The 16,929-nt window shown below is 61.2% G+C and carries 14 protein-coding genes; all 14 read right to left on the minus strand.

Annotation, left to right across the window (positions count from 1 at the left end; genetic code table 11):
* Positions 1-4: 4 nt before the first annotated feature.
* On the minus strand, positions 5-1,462 hold the full coding sequence (locus L6418_RS11215; RefSeq protein WP_237247010.1) for a hydrogenase 4 subunit F: 1,458 nt from the start codon (positions 1,460-1,462) through the stop codon (positions 5-7).
* Complete coding sequence (locus L6418_RS11220) at positions 1,455-2,117, minus strand: formate hydrogenlyase (RefSeq protein WP_237247011.1); 663 nt, start codon at positions 2,115-2,117, stop codon at positions 1,455-1,457. Before L6418_RS11220 ends, L6418_RS11215 begins: the two co-directional genes overlap by 8 nt.
* The gene (locus tag L6418_RS11225) at positions 2,117-3,079 is read right to left on the minus strand and encodes a respiratory chain complex I subunit 1 family protein (protein WP_237247012.1); all 963 of its coding nucleotides are present in this window, start codon (positions 3,077-3,079) and stop codon (positions 2,117-2,119) included. Before L6418_RS11225 ends, L6418_RS11220 begins: the two co-directional genes overlap by 1 nt.
* Positions 3,076-5,085 (minus strand): hydrogenase 4 subunit B, encoded by a 2,010-nt coding sequence (gene hyfB / locus L6418_RS11230; protein ID WP_237247013.1) that lies wholly within the window; start codon positions 5,083-5,085, stop codon positions 3,076-3,078. Before hyfB ends, L6418_RS11225 begins: the two co-directional genes overlap by 4 nt.
* A 193-nt stretch (positions 5,086-5,278) precedes the next feature.
* Positions 5,279-6,286 (minus strand): LPP20 family lipoprotein, encoded by a 1,008-nt coding sequence (locus tag L6418_RS11235; RefSeq protein WP_237247014.1) that lies wholly within the window; start codon positions 6,284-6,286, stop codon positions 5,279-5,281.
* Between the two features lie 53 nt (positions 6,287-6,339).
* Positions 6,340-7,656 carry a COG3014 family protein gene (locus tag L6418_RS11240; RefSeq protein ID WP_237247015.1) on the minus strand — a complete coding sequence of 439 codons (1,317 nt, stop codon included), beginning with the start codon at positions 7,654-7,656 and terminating at the stop codon, positions 6,340-6,342.
* Between the two features lie 115 nt (positions 7,657-7,771).
* A complete protein-coding gene (locus L6418_RS11245; RefSeq protein WP_237247016.1) occupies positions 7,772-8,374 on the minus strand; it encodes a penicillin-binding protein activator LpoB in 603 nt (200 codons plus the stop codon).
* 169 nt (positions 8,375-8,543) lie between these two features.
* Positions 8,544-10,019 carry a hypothetical protein gene (locus L6418_RS11250; RefSeq protein WP_237247017.1) on the minus strand — a complete coding sequence of 492 codons (1,476 nt, stop codon included), beginning with the start codon at positions 10,017-10,019 and terminating at the stop codon, positions 8,544-8,546.
* Between the two features lie 20 nt (positions 10,020-10,039).
* Positions 10,040-10,432, minus strand: a complete 393-nt coding sequence (locus L6418_RS11255; protein ID WP_237247018.1) for a hypothetical protein — start codon at positions 10,430-10,432, stop codon at positions 10,040-10,042.
* 22 nt (positions 10,433-10,454) lie between these two features.
* Positions 10,455-11,225 (minus strand): FecR domain-containing protein, encoded by a 771-nt coding sequence (locus L6418_RS11260; RefSeq protein WP_237247019.1) that lies wholly within the window; start codon positions 11,223-11,225, stop codon positions 10,455-10,457.
* 8 nt (positions 11,226-11,233) lie between these two features.
* A complete protein-coding gene (locus L6418_RS11265; RefSeq protein ID WP_237247020.1) occupies positions 11,234-11,389 on the minus strand; it encodes a hypothetical protein in 156 nt (51 codons plus the stop codon).
* A gap of 131 nt (positions 11,390-11,520) precedes the next feature.
* A complete protein-coding gene (locus tag L6418_RS11270; protein WP_237247021.1) occupies positions 11,521-12,126 on the minus strand; it encodes an LPP20 family lipoprotein in 606 nt (201 codons plus the stop codon).
* 323 nt (positions 12,127-12,449) lie between these two features.
* Positions 12,450-16,118: a PAS domain S-box protein gene (locus tag L6418_RS11275; RefSeq protein WP_237247022.1), complete on the minus strand. Its 3,669-nt coding sequence runs from the start codon at positions 16,116-16,118 to the stop codon at positions 12,450-12,452.
* Positions 16,119-16,165: 47 nt separating this feature from the next.
* Positions 16,166-16,879, minus strand: coding sequence for a Crp/Fnr family transcriptional regulator (locus tag L6418_RS11280; RefSeq protein ID WP_237247023.1), 714 nt, complete (start codon positions 16,877-16,879; stop codon positions 16,166-16,168).
* Between the last annotated feature and the right edge of the window lie 50 nt (positions 16,880-16,929).

A 16,929-nucleotide genomic window follows, 5' to 3' on the forward strand; every position in this document is an offset into this window, starting at 1 on the left:
CGCTTTATCCTAGCAAGGCTGCCGCCTGGCGATACCAGTCGGCCAGGTAAGGCGGCATGTACAAGCCGAGCATCAGCACCAGCAGCAGGTGGGCGAACACCGGGATCAGCGCGGGCGGATGCGGCAGCGGTTTCGCCGTGGTCTCGCCGAACACGATAGGCTGCACCTTGCCGAAGATGGCGGCGAACGCCGCACCCAAAGCGATCAGCAGGATCGGCGTCGACCATGGATATTCGTGCATGGCGGTGGTGATGATGAGGAACTCGCTGGCAAATACGCCAAACGGCGGCATGCCGAGGATGGCGAACGTACCGAGCATCAAGCCCCACCCCACCGTCGGGCTGACCTGCAGCAGGCCGCGGATGTTCTCCATCAACTGGGTGCCGGTCTTCTGTGCCGCATGGCCGACGGCAAAGAAGATCGCCGACTTGGTGAGCGAGTGCACGGTCATGTGCAGCATGCCGGCGAACGTGGCCACCGGGCCGCCCATGCCGAAGGCGAAGGTGATCAGCCCCATGTGTTCGATGGAGGAATAGGCAAACATGCGCTTGATGTCCTTCTGCCGGAACAGCGAGAACGCTGCCACCACCACCGACAGCAGGCCGAAGCCCATCATCAGGTTGCCGGCAAAGTGCGATTCCAGCGAGCCGTCCACCAGCACCTTGCTGCGCACCACCGCGCACAAGGCGACGTTGAGCAGCAGGCCGGAGAGCACTGCCGACACCGGCGTCGGACCTTCCGCGTGCGCGTCCGGCAGCCAGCTGTGCAGCGGCACCAGGCCGACCTTGGTACCGTAGCCCACCAGCAGGAAGATGAACGCAAGTTTCAGCACCGTTGGCTCAAGGTCGCCCTTGACCTGGTTCAGGTGCGTCCACAGCAGCGCGCTGCCGCCCTCGCCCAGCACGCGCTCGGCGGCGAAGTACAGCAGGATGGTGCCGAACAGCGCGAGTGCGATGCCCACGCCGCACAGGATGAAGTATTTCCATGCCGCCTCCAGGCTGGCCGGCGTGCGGTACAGTGAAACCAGCAGCACCGTGGTCAGCGTCGCGGCTTCCATCGCCACCCAGACGATACCCATATTGTTGGTGGTGAGCGCCACCAGCATGGCGAAGGTGAACAGCTGGTACATGCTGTAGTACAGGTGCAGCATGCCGACGGAAAGCTTGCCGTGGTGCTGTTCGATGCGCATGTAGGGCCGCGAGAACAGCGAGGTGGTGAAGGCAACGAAAGCGGTCAACGCGACCAGGAACACGTTGAACTGGTCGATGAAGAACTGTTCGTTGAAAGCGACCTGCGGCCCCGATTCGACCACACGCACGGTCAGGACCACCGCTGCAAGGAACGTGGCGAAGCTCATCAGCGAATTGAGTTCCGCCGCCCAGCGGCGCGAACCGAACACGGCCAGCAGGCCGCCGCCCAGCAGCGGCGTGAGCAGCAACACCATGAGTTGCAGGTCAATCATCCTTCAGCTTCTCCATGTGGGTGATGTCCAGGCTGTCGAAGGTCTCGCGGATCTGGAAGAAGAAGATGCCGAAGATGAAGGTGGCCACCAGCACATCCAGCGCAATGCCCAGTTCCACCACCAGCGGCATGCCCTGGGTGGCGCTGGTGGCGGCGAAGAACAGCCCGTTCTCCAGCGACAGGAAGGCGACCACCTGCGACACCGCCTTGCGTCGCGTCAACATCATCAGCAGCGACAGCAGCACGCTGGCCAGCGCGATGCCGATCAGGCCGCGCGTCAATCCTTCGGCCAGTTGCGTGATCGGCGCGGCGAGGTTGAAGGAGAAAATCACCAGCGCAATCCCGACCAGCATGGTGGTTGGGATGTTGATCAGGGTTTCCACGTCCCAGCGCACGTTCAGCCGCTGGATCAGCCGGTGCAGCAACCACGGCAGCAACAGCACCTTCAGCAGCAGGGTCAGGCCTGCCGAGTAGTACAGGTGATGCTGGCCGGTCGAATAGGCGACGACGAAGGTGCTCAATGCCAGCACGGCGCCTTGCAATGCAAACAGGTTGATCAGCGACAGGATGCGCCGCTGGGTCAGCATGGCGAATGCAACCAGCAGCAGCAATGCAGCCAGCAGATTGATGAATTGCAGGGTCAGCGGGATCGGCATCAGGCCCCCAGCAGGAAATGGATCAGCAGTCCCAGCACCGCCAGCAGGAAGGCGGTCCCCAGGAATTCCGGTGCGCGGAAGATGCGCAGCTTGGCCGAGACGATCTCGAACACGGCAAGCGCCGCGCCGGCCAGCATCAGCTTGACCAGCAGGGCCACGATCGCCAGCGGCATCCCGCCCCAGTTATCCACTTCCGCAATGCCGTGCGGCAGGAACAAGGCGATGCCGATGGAGATATAGGCAAACAGCTTCAGGCTGCTGGCCCACTCGATCAATGCCAGGTGACGCGCCGAATATTCGAGGATCATCGCCTCGTGGATCATGGTCAGTTCGAGGTGGGTGCTGGGGTTGTCCACCGGGATGCGCGCATTCTCGGCCAGCAATACGATCAGGAACGCCAGCCCCGCGAATGCCAGGCTCGGATACAGCATGAACTGGTGATGCGCCAGCGTCTCCACGATGCGCGGCAACTGGGTGGAGTGGCTGATCATCGACGCGGTGAAGAACACCATCAGCAATGCCGGCTCGGCCAGGAAAGACACCAGCATCTCGCGTCTGGCACCAAGCGAGCCGAACGCGGTGCCGATGTCCATCGCGGCAAGCGCGAGGAACACGCGCGCCAGCGCGAACACGCCGACCAGCGCGATCACGTCCGCCGCCAGCGAGAACGGCAAGTCGACCGCGATGATCGGGATGATGGCGGCGGCCAGCCACATGCAGCCGAACACGATGTACGGCGTGACGCGGAACAGCGGCGAGGCGTTATGCGCCATCACCGCATCCTTGTGGAACAGCTTGCGCAGCACGCGATACGGTTGCAGCACGCCTGCGCCGGAACGGTTCTGCAGCCATGCCTGGCACTGGTTGACCCAGCCGGTCAGCAGCGGCGCGAGCAGCACCACCACCAGCAGCTGCGCCAGCTGGAACAGGATAGCGAAGAGGAGGTTGGCGTTTTCCATCATACGAACACCAGCAGGACGAGCAGCGTGGCAAAGGTATAGGTCAGATACAGATGGATGCGCCCGTGCTGCAGGAGCGAGGTCAGGGAAGACAGCCGTTCCGTCAGCTGCTTGACCGGCAGATACAGGATGTACCAGAGGCGGTCGTCGCTCTGCCCGTGGTAACGGGGGTGCGTATCGAACGGGCTCGGCACGTTCCGTTCGATCCTGAAGAACGGTTCGAAAATGCGCCGGATCGGCTGGCCGAAACCTTCGGCCGTATCCTGCATGCGTGCAGTCTGGGCCGGGAAGCCGCAATCCCACGGCGGGCTGCGCCGGACCCGGCCGTGATACAGGCGCCGCACCAGCACCGTAGTGAGCAACATCACCGCCAGCACGGCCAGCAGGAAATACAACGGACTATAGCTGGCGCGTTCGGTATCCACCGGCGCGAGGAACACCCAGTTGGCGGCCGCATTGCCCAGACCGGAACCGATCAGCATCCTGGAGACCAGATCGATCTGCTGCACCACGAACACCGGCGCCAGTCCCAGCGCCACGCAGACCAGCGCCAGCCAGGCCATGCCGATACGCTCCCAGTTCCCTGCATCGTGCGCATGCTCCAGCACCTTCTCGCGCGGCTGACCGAGAAAGATCACGCCATAGAACTTCACCATCACATAGGCGGCCAGCGCCGCCGCCAGTGCGATCACGGCGGCCGCCACCGGCACCAGCATGTTGATGTAGCTGTTGGGCAAACCGGGCGACAGCAGGAAGGCCTGCAGCAGCAGCCACTCCGAAACGAAACCGTTGAGCGGCGGCAGGCCGGCAATCGCCAGCACGCCGACCAGCATCAGCATTGCCGCCCAGGGCATGCGATGGATCAACCCGCCCAGGCGCCCCATGTTGCGCTCGCCGGTGGCATGCAGGATGGCGCCGGTCCCGACGAACAGCAGACTCTTGAACATCGCATGATTGAGGCTGTGATACAGCGTCGCGGTAAGCGACAGCGCGGCGAGCGTGTTCTTGCCATAGACGTGGAAGATGATGGTGAGCCCGATGCCTACCAGCAGCAGGCCGATGTTCTCGATCGAGGAATAAGCCAGCAAGCGTTTCATGTCGCCTTGCACGGCGGCGAACATCACGCCGAACACCGCAGTGAGCAGCCCCAGCGCCAATGCCAGCACGCCCCACCACCACAGCTGCGTTCCCAGCAGATCGAAGGTGACGCGCAGGATGCCGTAGATCGCCGTTTTCAGCATCACGCCGCTCATCAGCGCAGACACCGGCGAAGGTGCGGCAGGATGCGCCTCGGGCAGCCAGACGTGCAGCGGCAACACACCGGCCTTCGCCCCGAAGCCGAACAGGGCCAGCAGGAATGCTGCCGACGACCAGAACGTACTCAGCTGGGCACCGCGCATGGCATCGAAGGTATAGGCGCCGATGCCATGACCGCCCTGCATCACGCCGAAGCTCAGCAGGATGGCGATGGCGCCGACATGCGCAATCAGCAGGTAGAGATAGCCGGCCTTGCGGATGTCGGGGATGGCGTGGTCGGTGGTGACGAGGAAATAGGAGGACAGCGCCATGGTCTCCCATGCCACCATGAACATGTAGGCGTCGTCCGCCAGCAGCACCAGCGTCATGCCGGCGAGGAACAGGTGGTATTCAAGGCACAGCAGGCCGAGCGTGCCGCCCGCCATGGTGCGGAAATAGCCGGCACTGAACAGGGAGACGCCGAGGGAGGCACCGCCCAGCAGGATCAGGAAGAAGCCGGACAGCGGATCGAGACGGAGATGGAACGGCAGGTCGGGCAGGCCAAGCGGCAGCACCATGATGCCGGGCGTTGCGGCAAGCGCCCACAGGCCCGTCGCTGCCAGCAGCAGCGAGGCCAGCGCACTGAGCGGGAAGACGACGTTATTGATCAGCTGCGGGGATCGCTGCAAAGCCAGCGCCACGATTCCGAGCACGATCCAGAACTGGACCAACCAGCCAGCCACATCCAGCGGCGATATCCCAACGGCGTCCATCTGGTGTTACTTATACACCCCTCGATTGAAAGCACATCTTGCAGGCCGGCGATTCTACTCCTGCGTTAAAGGGATATTCAAGGAAGCAATTGCGATTTCGGCCGGAATAACCCAACGGCGTAACCCGCATGAGTCATAGCCTGAGCGCACAGATCCCGATGCGAGGCTGAGCCGGCGCAAATCGCCGCAGGTGCTAGCTTGCAGCAAACCCGACGATCGCCGGGCGCAATTCCTGTTTGAGCAGTTTTTCCACCTCGATCAGCGCACGTGTACGCGCAGTCCGGGCGTCCTGTGCCGACGCCTTCACTGGCCAGGTCTGGGTACCGCGTACGCGACGCGATGCCTTCTCGACCAGCGACACCTCAACGGTCGCGCGCATCCAGTTCCAGCCCTCCTGGCGACCGATGTCGGTCATGGTCAGCTTGCCTTCCAGCACCAGATCCGCATCCTCCATGCCGGTCGCCAGAAAGCCCGCTGCCGCCAATCCGCCCTTGAGTATAGAAGCAAATGATTTCGCTCCGCCGTCCTGCACGACTTCGGGGGCGATCCGGATACGCTTCAGCGTATCGTCGATCATCTGCTGTACCGATGCCTGGGAAACCTGGCTCTGCACACCGCGCCCGGACGGGTCGATCACCTTCAGCGATGCCTGGAAGCCGTCCCGCCGGATGGCGGCCTGCGACGCCCTGGTCAGCGCACCCACCTTCAGCAACAGGTCTCCCGCTTGGTTTGCCGCCTGCAGATCCTGCTGTATCTCCTTGTCGATGTTGCCCAGTTCCTCGCTCAGGCTCGCTGCGGCTTGCGCGCGCGACAGCACTGCAAAGGCATGGTAATCCGCAGTCTCCGGGTCGAACCAGATGCCGGCGATCGTGATGCCGCTGATCACCTTGTCGGTCCTGGCGGATACCTGCTGGGAAGATTGCCGGCTGAGCTGTTCCTTGCTGCCGGACTGAACCACCGTGGTGGCGTTCTCGTTCGCCACCTGGATACGCACTTCAAAGATGGTTGCCAGATCGCCGCGGGCTCGGTCCTGCGCCTCTGCTTCGGTCGAAGCCTCGCCGCGCCCCACCAGGTATTGATCGTTGGGGTATTCCGCCGATTCGCCGCTCACCCAGTCCGGCCGACCAGCCCATGCGGCTGCCGGCATGCCCAGCACAGACAGGATCAGGGCCAGCGGCAAGAGTTTTCTGACGATTCCCATTTGCATCTCCATAGCTGTTCTTTCGATCTTGCGTGGCATTTGCACGCTTCAAACTACCTGCGCCCGGGCTGGCTCAGGAAATAATCGGACACGAACGATTTTTGTCCCGGCTTGACTTCGACGTCCTTGAAATCGCGGCTGCCCAGCACGTTTCCGCCACCGTCGTAATACGTCGCGGTCACATCATACCTGCCTGCGGGCAGCGACAGGCGCGCCATCAGGATATTGCCCGGCATCAGTGTCCAGGAACGGGTGTCGGCCCGCTCGGATGCGTTGGCTGCGATATTGGTGAAGATGCTCACCATCGGGTTGTCCGCTTCCTTCTTGTTGACCTCGGCTTCCGCGGCCAGCTTCACCGCCATCCTGGCCACCCCGCGCGCGATGATCGCCGGCAAGCGGTCGTTGAAGCTCTTTTCGGCAATCCAGTTCACGTCCTCGACCTCTTCCGAAGCGGCGGAGGATGCGCCGGTACTCAGCACCACGTGGTCGACGGGTACCGGCCGCCTGACGAAGCGCGGCACGGCAAGGCTGATCATGCCAATGCTTTTGGGATTGCGCGGATCGTATGCCGGATTCGCCACGCGGATGATGTTCTCGGCCAGCGTCGCCCCCAACCCGTTGTGCAGGATGAACACCACTTCGCTCGGCGCCGGCTTCCCTGCTTTCAACCGCGCCAGATCGTCGCCGAGTTTGCGCGGGATCGGGAATCCGGCGTTCTGCGCCTTGTAGCCATCGACGGCTTTCTGCATCTCGATGCGCGCGGAATCCGGCTCACCCGCGGCCTCGTATACCATGCCGTTCAGGTAGCGCACAAAAGCGCCCGACAGGTATTTCGCGTTCCGGTGCTTTTCGGCCAGCAGCCGCTGTTTCAGGTTGAACTGGCGCGCCTCGACCGCCGCGTCATCCACCGTGCCCATCTGCAGGTAGTTCAGCGCCTCGAACGAGTACACCATGAGCTGCTCGCTGGGCAGCCCTTCATATGCCTTGAAGGTGTCGTTGATCGTCACCGATGCTGCCTGCTCCTTGATGCTGATCGCATCAAGCTGTTCCATCAGGTTCTTCGCCGCTTCGAATTGCGTATTGGAATCGGCGTATTGTCCCTGCCAGCGCAATAACGTCCCCTTGTTCAGATGCAGCAAGGTTTCGTCCGAGCCGCTCAACTTGAGTTTGTCCAGCGCCTTGCTGGCGCCGTCCAGGTCGCGATCAGCCGCGGCCTTCTCCACGCTGGCAAGGCTTGCACTGTAGGTGGCGCAACCCGGCAACGCCAACACCAAAGCCATTGCCGCCAGGCCAAGAAAGATTTGCGACAGATGATGCAATTCTTGTTTGCCGGTTACGACCTCCGCCCCCCCTGTAACAATATCTCGCATTTCTCTTCCCTGAATTCCTGGTTGCGCAAAGCCGCGTCATGCGCTCATTTCAAGACCGTCGCGAATCTCTCTGCCATGTCGCCGCCCCGCGAGGGGGGCAACGACATCGCGACTGCTAGCGGAAGCGCGCTTCCGTTATGTCTTTCTTGAGTTTCTTCTGTCCGGTCCAGACCATGCGGTTGTCCGCCAGGCTGATCAAGGTCATGTCGATCTGGTAGAAACGGATCTGTTCCCGCCCCGACGCATCGGTGATGGTATTGATGGTGCCCATGAGCATGAAGTCGGCACCCCGCTCCTTGCCCATCTCCTTGCGGGTGGCATCCGATGCATTCAGGTCCATATCGGAACGCTCCTGGCGTATCCCTTCGCGTTGCGTTTTGGAAGCGACCACATCGACACGGCCGGAATTGACGAAGGCACGCTCAAGATCGTTGACGAAGGTACGGGTGTTGATATGTTCATTCGACAGGTTGCGCACCTCGCCGACGATCACTGCCGGCGTATGGCTGGTCTTTTGCGCATAACGGTCGATCCAGCCGCCGGACAGGGAGTCGCGGATCATCTCTTCCGCCACCAGGCGCGAATCGGTATCGTTCCAGTAACCGGACAGGTCCTTGACCTCATCGACCCCGACACGTTTCACTTCCGTCGAACAGCCCCCCAACACCAGTGCAGCCACGAAAGTGCCCAATAGCATCCAGATTCTCTTGCTCAACATTTCCGTCTCCCTTTGCTAAAAATATCCAAGTAAATCGCCAAACTGCGGGGCTCGCAACCCCAGAATCTAACAGCAAAAACTTTTCGATACCATTAAAAAATTATTGAACTTCCAATAGCCGCATCCGGCGGGATCGCCCCGGCAGGGGCGCCGATTGCGGCACTCCGCACTACCGGATATCCACCACGCGATTCGGCTTCAGCTTCGCATAGGAGGGCATCGCCATTCCGACCGAGGCGTTGATATAGGTCGGATCGGCGATGACGTACTGGCTGCCCTGGTAATCCACCGTGGCGAATTCCGGCTTCACGCGTTTGAGCTTCACTGCAGTGGTCAGGTGCCCAGGATAGAGCAGGCCGATCACCTTGATCCCCAGCAGCTCGCGCACCAGCCAGGAGAACACCGCCGAATGTTCCTTGCAGTCGTTATAGGGGAAATACATCGACTCTTCGACGAAGAACGATTTCTCATGGCCGAACTGCTCCTCGTCGGTCTTGTAGGCAAACGATTTCTGCACGAAGGCCAGCAGGAAGTTGACCGCCTCCTCCTCATCCATCGCAGCGGTATATTTCTTCAGTTCGGGCAGCAATCCCTGGCGGAACAGGGAGCTCGCCCCGGTATTGAAATAGAGCTCGAAGTCGGATTGCGGATAGGTATCGAGGTACTCGACCAGGCGGCGGTCGTAGGGGGCGTTCACCTTGACCTGGTTGCCCTTGTACTCGAAGGCCAGTGCGCGCTGCCCAGGTTCCGGCCTGGGGAAGCCGATCGCGGCGGAGCGAATGTCGAGCGGCTTGAGCTGGACCGGATAGCTGGCCTCATAGGTATAGAAACTGCGGATGCTGTCGCCATGATCCTGGGCCAGCACGGCGTAATAGGTCTGATCGCCAACCTTGATGAACTTGGTCGAATAGACCTGCTGCCGGACCGCCACGAACAGGTGCACATCCATCCCGACATAGCCCAGGCGAACGTCGTAACCGGACTTGACCAGGAAGAACCAGAGCAGCAGGTTCTGCTCGGTCCTGCGGTCCGGTTGCAGCGCCTGCACGACACTGCGCCAGAGCGATGCATAGCCCCAGTCGTCCAGTTGCAGCTGGCGTCGCGCATCGCTGATCGCCTGGAATGTCGGCTCGTACTGGCTGCCGCTCATCATGCTCCAGAAGGCGCTCATCTCTTCCGGCTTTTCGCCGGTCGACACACGATATTCCCGCCATTGCGGATCGAATGGGAACCTCACCGCATTGCCGTAAAACATGACTTCCAGCGTGTTCGCCGCGAGCGGCAGCTTGGGCTGCGGCGGGGCCGGCGGCAACACAGGTGGAGCGGCAGGCTGCTCCACGACGGGCAACGGGGCCGGCTTTGCCGGTACCGGCGGCGTATACACCGGCGCCTGTTTGGGCTCCGGCTCCTTGATCAGCGGCTTGCCATGCAGCGTCTCGAATTCGCGCCAGCGGCCTTTCAGGAAGTCGGCGAACTCGGCATCCTGCTTTTCCTTGTATGCCTGGAATTCGGTCTTGAGTTTCTGCGCGCCCTGTTGTTGCTGTTCGCGATATGTCTCGAAATCGCTCTGGGCGCAAGCGGCCTGCCCGTACATCCCCACGGAGAACAGCAGTGTCGCTGCAAACAATTCGCCAAACTTGCGCATACATCCTCCTCGATTCATCGTCACTGGTCGCTGGGTACCAACCAGACCCACAGTTCATCGGTATCCGGGTCGCGCCATTTCGCCTTGACCATGGCCTTGACGTCGACCTGCCTGGAATCCTCATGTGCAACCCGAGCCCCGACGGTGCTCGACCTGTCATGCGCCACGGTCGTGGAAACGACCTGCGCAGATTGTATGTTCACCCCGAAACGTTTCGCATACTCTTCACGCGCGCGCAGGATCGCCAGCTCTTCCTGGGCGGCATCGCCGCGCACATGCATGCCGGCTGACGCGGATACGCCATTGCCCGGATTGTCTATCCATGCTGGCCGTTCATTGGCCGCTTGCGGAACACCGGCCACACACGCCGACAGGGCAAGGGACACCAGCATTGCAAGCAGGCTGTGCAGCATCGATCCATTGCACCGCACGCCCTCAATCGTTGACCTGCTTCAACCATTCATCCGCATACGACTCGAAGTTCTCCAGGTCTTTTACCGATTCGGCACTGAGCGGACGGTCCTCCACCTGATTGCCGTCGAAGCTGGCCATGCGATTCGCCCCCAGGCTGAATTCGCGCTTGTATTCGATGAACTCCTGCTCAGTCCTGGCCTTGTATTCGTCGAACTTGCGCTGCTCCTTCGCAATGGCATCCTGCGCTTCCTGCTTGTAAGCCTCGAATTCATCCTGTTCGGCCTTTTTGTGTATCTCGAATTCGCCGTCCGTGCTGCTGATGCTGACCTGGCCCTTGCGCATGTCGACCTCGTTGCGGTCGGGCAGCACCGCCACCAGGAAGCGCGTGCCGCGCACCCCGATGGTGGCAGCCTCGGTGCGGACCTCGAGCTTCTGGTCGCCCTTGAGGGTGTTCATCGCGTAATAGATCAGGCCGGTAAGTTGCCTCAGGAAGCCGGCTTTCTCCTGGCTGTTGTCGATCGCTATCTTGCTGTTCTTCTCGAGCACGATGTAGCCGGAACTCCCCACGCGCACCACCGCACGGCCGTTCGGCCCTGTCGACAGGGTATTCCCGGAAGGCAGGATCGCCTTGACCCCGACAGCCTTCTGCTTCTTCCCGGCCGCATCGCTGGTGGCTACCGCGCCTTCCGCCTTGACGATTTCGATCCGGCCTCCTGCAGCAGAACACGGTATCGCCGCGGCGATACCGGTCAGGCAAAGAAGGATACCTGCACTCAACTTGGCAATGCTCATGACTGACCTCACTTGTGCACTTCCGACGACAGCTCGTCCTGGGCCCCCTGGGCATGGCTGCGCTGGGTCTCGGGACTGTTCTCGACCTTGGCAGGCGGTTTTGCACAAGCGGCCAGGCCGAACAACAGCAGCAACAAAAATACTGCACGAATCGATTGATGCATGAGTCCCTCCTTCATTGCCGCCACAAGATTTGCCCAAAAGAGAAAGGGCAGCACTAGGCTGCCCATCCCCGGTATCGTCTGCTTCAATGGCTAGCGGGCTTTACCAGCCACCATTCGGCGCAGTCTGCTGGTTATTGACCAGTGCCGCTGTTGCCGATCTTCTGCTTGGCAATATCTGCCGCCAGTTCATCCTGGCCCTTTTGTGCCCTGAATTGCTGCCAGGCTGCCTGGTCGTTGTTCATGCTGGTCTTGACTGCCGTTTCGGTGAGCTTCTGCGCAGCGGCCTCATCCAGACCGACGAGCACATACATCGTGCCATCCGGAGCCACGATGCTCCGGAATATCTTGGTGCCCTGCAGAGTCTGGTCGGTGATCTGCTTGGTGACCGAAGTGTTCACGCGATCCACGGTTTCCTTGCTGCCGGCACCGGTCGTCTCGGCATATTGCTTGATCATGTTCTGCACTTGCACTTTCATGTTCTGGGCAAGCTGGACGCGCGCTTCGGTGGCGGCCATCTGTTTCATGAAGGCGATACCCGCATCCGACTTCGCTGCAGAACCGACTGCACCGACGGACATGCCCTCAACCGGCGCATCGCAAACCCACAAGGGCGCCGCCTTGTCGGTGCCCGGGAATACGCAGTCGGCAACCTTCTCGACCTTGGCCGGCGGTGTAGAACAGGCAGCAACACCCAGCGCGATAACAGACATCAACAGCACATTGGTGATCTTGGACATTTGAGTACACTCCTAATCTGGGTTAACGAATAAACATGGTGCAAAATACGGCGATCACATGTGGGGGCATTTTAGCGCGCCGCCACCCACCGATATCCACTTTCTGAAGAACCTGTTTGAAATCTACAGCATGCGGGCAGATGCTACAAGCCGGCCCGGCAGAGACACAAGCGCCCTGTCGTATTTATGCCAAACACACCAGAAATCCGGCCTCGGCTCTACTATTCTTTACTCCATGCCACCAGAAACAGCATGCCTGAAAAACCGTCTTAATACCACCCTGCGCAAACAGTGTCCGAGCCACCCCGGATGCATATCCTTACTCAGCGTTTGCGATACCAATCCAGGAATTCCGCAGCAGTCATGGGATGGGCCAGCCCATAACCCTGCACATAACCGCATCCCATGCCGGCGAGCACCTGTATCAGCCTCGGGTCTTCGATACCTTTGGCCACGGTCTTGCGGCCGAACGTGTTCGCCAGTGCGATTGCTCCCTGCACGATGGCGCGGTCGCCTTCGTTCGACGCCATGTCCTGCACGAAAGACTGGCTGATCTTGAGTGTGCCGGCACCAAGTTTGCGCAGGTGCATCAGCGAGGAATAACCGGCACCAAAATCGTCCAGAGCGAAACTGACGCCGAGGTCGCGGCACGCATCGATCAACGCGGCAGATTGTGCGATGTCTTCCAGCGCCAGCGTTTCGGATATTTCGATCTGCAACCTGCCATGCGCCATTGCCGGATACTGCGCCAGTTTGCGTTGCAACTCGGCAACAAAGTCCGGCGACTGCAAATGGCGGATGGAAACATTGACACTGACCTCCATCGCGACGCCGGCTTGCTCCCAAGCCTGAAGTTGCGCCAGCGCAGTATCGATCACCCAGTTTCCCAGCCCGACCTCCTGCTCGGCATGCTCGATGTTCGGCAGGAATGCGGCCGGGTGCAGCAAACCATGCTCCGGATGATGCCAGCGGACCAGCGCCTCCACACCGGTGATGCGGCCCGTCGCCAGCTCCAGCCTGGGCTGGTAATACAGCTCGAACTCGCCCGCTTCGAGACCCTGCGATATGCGGCGCCTGGCTTCATGCAGCGAATGTACGCGCTGGTCATGGATGGTGTCGTAGAGATGGAAGCGGTTCTTGCCGGACTGCTTGGCCACATACATCGCCTGATCGGCATGCCGCAGCAGGGAATCGCCGCTTTCATCGTCGGCCGGATAGAAAGTCACGCCGATACTGGCCGACACGGCGATCTGGTGTTCCCCGAGCAGCATGGGCCGGGCGATGGTCTGCACGATGCGTTCCAGCACCTGAAAGCATTCGCTCTCCAGCGACAGGTCGTTGAACAGCACGACAAACTCGTCGCCGCCCAGACGCGCCAAGGTATCGCCCGCGCGCAGCACTTCCTGCAAGCGGCGGGTGATATCCACCAGCAACCGGTCTCCGATCTCGTGTCCGTAGCGATCGTTGACGTCCTTGAATCCGTCGAGATCGATGTAGCAGACGGCCAGCATCTTGCCGTTGCGTTGCGCATGGGCAATGGCCTGGCTCAACCGGTCGGCCAGCAGGCGCCGGTTGGGAATGCCGGTCAGCGCATCGTAGTTGGCGATGCGGCTTAATTCGGCCTCGTGTTCCTTGAAATAGGTGACGTCCGAGAACACCGCCACGTGGCGCTGCACCTTGCCCGCATCGTCGCAGATGACCGAAATGGAAAGCAGCTCGGCGTATATCTCGCCGTTCTTGCGCCGGTTCCATATCTCGCCGCGCCATGCCTTGTTCTCATTCAATGCTTTCCACATCGCGGCATAAAACGAATCGTCCTGGCGTCCGGAGCTCAGAATCCGGGGATTCCGGCCAAGCACCTCCTCGCGGCTGTAACCGGTGATGCGGGTGAATGCCGGATTGACGTCGATGATGGCATTGTCCGCATCGGTAATGGTGATCGCTTCCTGGCTGTTGCCAAACACGCTGGCGATGATGCGCAATTCCGCTTCCGCCCGTTTCAGCTCGGTGATGTCGCGCCCGACGATGACCAGCCCCTTGCGTCCGCCTTCCGCCCCGAACAGCGGCTTCTTGATGACATCCAGGTTCAGTTCGCCGCCCCCCGGAACCGGGACCATCTCTTCCAGACGCAGGACGCCCTCCGCCTGCCAGGCCGCCTCGTCACTTTGATGGCAACGCAACAGCGCCTCCCTGTAGCCAGGTTGCGCAATCTCGGCCAGCTGCCGGTCGGTCTTGCCGCGGCAATCCACCGCCGTCAGCCCGAAAGTCTGCAGTGCCGACTGGTTGTATTCCAGCCAGCGTCCTGTACCGTCCTTGAAACGGATGGGATCGGGGATCGCCTCGATCAGCGTGCGCAGCAATTCTTCGCTCTGGCGCAAGCTGGCCGATTTCTGCTCCACCAGCCGGGTCAGTTCTTCCTTGCTGCGCCGCAGCTCGGTCACGTCCACCAGCGTCCCGATGATGGCCGGTCGCCCCTGATACTCGATCAGGCGCCCATGGGAATCGACGATGATCTCGCTACCGTCGCGCTTGTATGCGGTGAAACTGTAACGCGTTGCGTCCACCTCGGCGGCGAACCGGCGCCGGATATTCTCTTCGACCCTCGCCCGGTCTTCGGCCTTGACCAATTGAATGGCTGGAAAAACGTCGACCAGTTCCTCGGCCGAATCGTAGCCGAACATGCCGACCAGGCCGGGATTGACGTAGCGGAACAATCCGTCCTGGATGATATAGATCCCGACCAGCGACTGCTCCACCAGTGCGCGGAACTTGGTCGATTCTTCGGCGACCAGCCCTTCCAGGCGACGGCGATAATCTTCCAGCTGCTGCGCGGTATGTTTGCGCCGCGTGATGTCGCGCGACACCCCCAGCACGCCGATCAGTTGCCCCTGGCTGTCGTGCATCGGCGTCTTGATGGTCTCGAACAAACCGCGGTAACCATCGGTCGCGAAAGTCAGCCATTCCTCATTGATGCTGTGCCGCTCCTCCGACATCGCCTTGAGGTCGTGCTTGCGAAAGCAATCGGCCAGCTGGCTGTCGACGAAATCGAAGTCGGTCTTGCCGACGATGTCCCGTTCTTTCGCGCCATATAGCTGTTCGAAGCGCCGGTTGCATGCCAGGTAGACGCCCTGCTTATCCTTCAGCCAGACCAGGTCGGGGATGGTATCGATGAAGGTGCGCAGGAACATTTCATCCACTTCGTGCTTCTCGTCCAGCAGCCCCGTCGCCATGGTCTGGGTCAGGTCATGTTCGCTCACCAGCCCGACCATCTTGCCCGCGCCATCCACCAGGGCCAGATGACGCACTTTCCTCGCCAGCATCTGTTCGGCCGCCTGGTTGATGGTGGCATCGCCGGGAATGGTCAGCACCGGCGACGTCATCACTTCCGCCAGCGGAACGGAGACACGCTCCGGCCCGCTTGAATACAAACGCACCACATCCCGCTCGGTGACGATGCCGACTGGCTTCTCCTCGTCCACCACCACCACGCAACTGGCGCGCTGCCCCTGCATCAGGTTGAGCGCCTGCATCAGGCTGCTATGCGGCGGCAGGCTGGGAACGGCCCGCTGCGCCACGGAGATGAGCTGGCGCCGCCCGGCCAGCAGGGTCAGATTCAGATGCAAGCGGAAATCGGTTTCGCTGACCACGCCGGCGACGACACCGTCGCCGTCCACCAGCACCAGGTGGCGTATCCCTTCGCGCATGCAAACTTGATAGGCATCCAGGCAATCCATGGCAACCGGGACCACCACCACCGGTGCAGACATGCTAGTGCGCAACGGGGTTTCGGGCGGGGAAGCCGCACGCATCGCGTGCAGGATGTTGCGTTCGGTGACAATGCCCAGCGGAACGTTCTCCGCATCCGTCACCACGATGGAAGAGAAGCGGCGCTGCGCCATGATGCGTGCCGCCTCGCCGATGGTCGCATCGGCGGTAAGACAGGTGACATCGCGCGTGGCGATGTCGATCAATTGTTGCCGTATATCCATCATGTATCACTCACACGACAAGCTTCAGTTGCAGCGGGCGACCGGACGCGTTACTGCGCGACGCCCAGCAGCCGGGTGAATTCCTCCCGCACCACGCCGTAACATTCACAACAGAGTTTTTCCAGTTGGGGACGATCCAGCATCTTGATATGCCCCCGGTTGTATTCGATCAGCCCCTGGTCGCGCAACTCGCCCGCCACTTCGGTGATGGTCTCGCGGCGTACCCCCAGCATGTTGGCGATGGCCTCATGTGTCAGCCGGAAATCGTCGGACAGCGACTTGTCGTTGATCAACAGCAGGTGCTGGCAGAACTGGTTCAGCAGAGAATGATGCTTGCCGCACACCACCGCTTGCGCCACCTGGGTCAGCGACGCCTGCGCGTACAGCAACAGGATGTGCTGCAGGCTGGGCAGGCGTTTGCCCATCTCTTCCAGCGTATCCGCCGCCACCTGGAACACATGGCCGGACGTCTCCACGGTGGTCCAGTAGGGCATCGCCGCACCGCCCAGTGCCTGGGCGATGCTGAACATGCCTTCGTTGCCGATCACGGCGACTCCTGCCGTCTCGCCGCTTTCCAGCCGGTAGAGCAGCGAAATCGCGCTATCGATGGGGAAATACACATGGTCCAGGCATTCGCCCGGTTCGGCAAGCTGCTCGCCCGCTTTTAGATGGATGACCTGCAGGTGGGGAAGCAATGATTCGAGTTCCTGTGGCGGCAGCGCAGCCAACAGCCGGTTCTGGTTCGGGTCATGGTGATGCGGCATCTGTGTCCCTGTATTTTCTGACTTGCGCTCTGCGCTCATCGAAGCACTGT

Origin of the sequence: Sideroxyarcus emersonii (genome assembly GCF_021654335.1) — a bacterium.
GTDB classification, from domain to species: domain Bacteria; phylum Pseudomonadota; class Gammaproteobacteria; order Burkholderiales; family Gallionellaceae; genus Sideroxyarcus; species Sideroxyarcus emersonii.

What these genes read in the sequence shown, in the direction of transcription:
- L6418_RS11260 (WP_237247019.1), bottom strand. Translation starts at nt 11,225, where the DNA reads ATGAGCATTGCCAAGTTGAGTGCAGGTATCCTTCTTTGCCTGACCGGT.
- L6418_RS11255 (WP_237247018.1), bottom strand. Translation starts at nt 10,432, where the DNA reads ATGCTGCACAGCCTGCTTGCAATGCTGGTGTCCCTTGCCCTGTCGGCG.
- L6418_RS11240 (WP_237247015.1), bottom strand. Translation starts at nt 7,656, where the DNA reads ATGCGAGATATTGTTACAGGGGGGGCGGAGGTCGTAACCGGCAAACAA.
- hyfB (WP_237247013.1), bottom strand. Translation starts at nt 5,085, where the DNA reads ATGGACGCCGTTGGGATATCGCCGCTGGATGTGGCTGGCTGGTTGGTC.
- L6418_RS11235 (WP_237247014.1), bottom strand. Translation starts at nt 6,286, where the DNA reads ATGGGAATCGTCAGAAAACTCTTGCCGCTGGCCCTGATCCTGTCTGTG.
- L6418_RS11215 (WP_237247010.1), bottom strand. Translation starts at nt 1,462, where the DNA reads ATGATTGACCTGCAACTCATGGTGTTGCTGCTCACGCCGCTGCTGGGC.
- L6418_RS11280 (WP_237247023.1), bottom strand. Translation starts at nt 16,879, where the DNA reads ATGCCGCATCACCATGACCCGAACCAGAACCGGCTGTTGGCTGCGCTG.
- L6418_RS11270 (WP_237247021.1), bottom strand. Translation starts at nt 12,126, where the DNA reads ATGTCCAAGATCACCAATGTGCTGTTGATGTCTGTTATCGCGCTGGGT.
- L6418_RS11245 (WP_237247016.1), bottom strand. Translation starts at nt 8,374, where the DNA reads ATGTTGAGCAAGAGAATCTGGATGCTATTGGGCACTTTCGTGGCTGCA.
- L6418_RS11275 (WP_237247022.1), bottom strand. Translation starts at nt 16,118, where the DNA reads ATGATGGATATACGGCAACAATTGATCGACATCGCCACGCGCGATGTC.
- L6418_RS11225 (WP_237247012.1), bottom strand. Translation starts at nt 3,079, where the DNA reads ATGATGGAAAACGCCAACCTCCTCTTCGCTATCCTGTTCCAGCTGGCG.
- L6418_RS11220 (WP_237247011.1), bottom strand. Translation starts at nt 2,117, where the DNA reads ATGCCGATCCCGCTGACCCTGCAATTCATCAATCTGCTGGCTGCATTG.
- L6418_RS11265 (WP_237247020.1), bottom strand. Translation starts at nt 11,389, where the DNA reads ATGCATCAATCGATTCGTGCAGTATTTTTGTTGCTGCTGTTGTTCGGC.
- L6418_RS11250 (WP_237247017.1), bottom strand. Translation starts at nt 10,019, where the DNA reads ATGCGCAAGTTTGGCGAATTGTTTGCAGCGACACTGCTGTTCTCCGTG.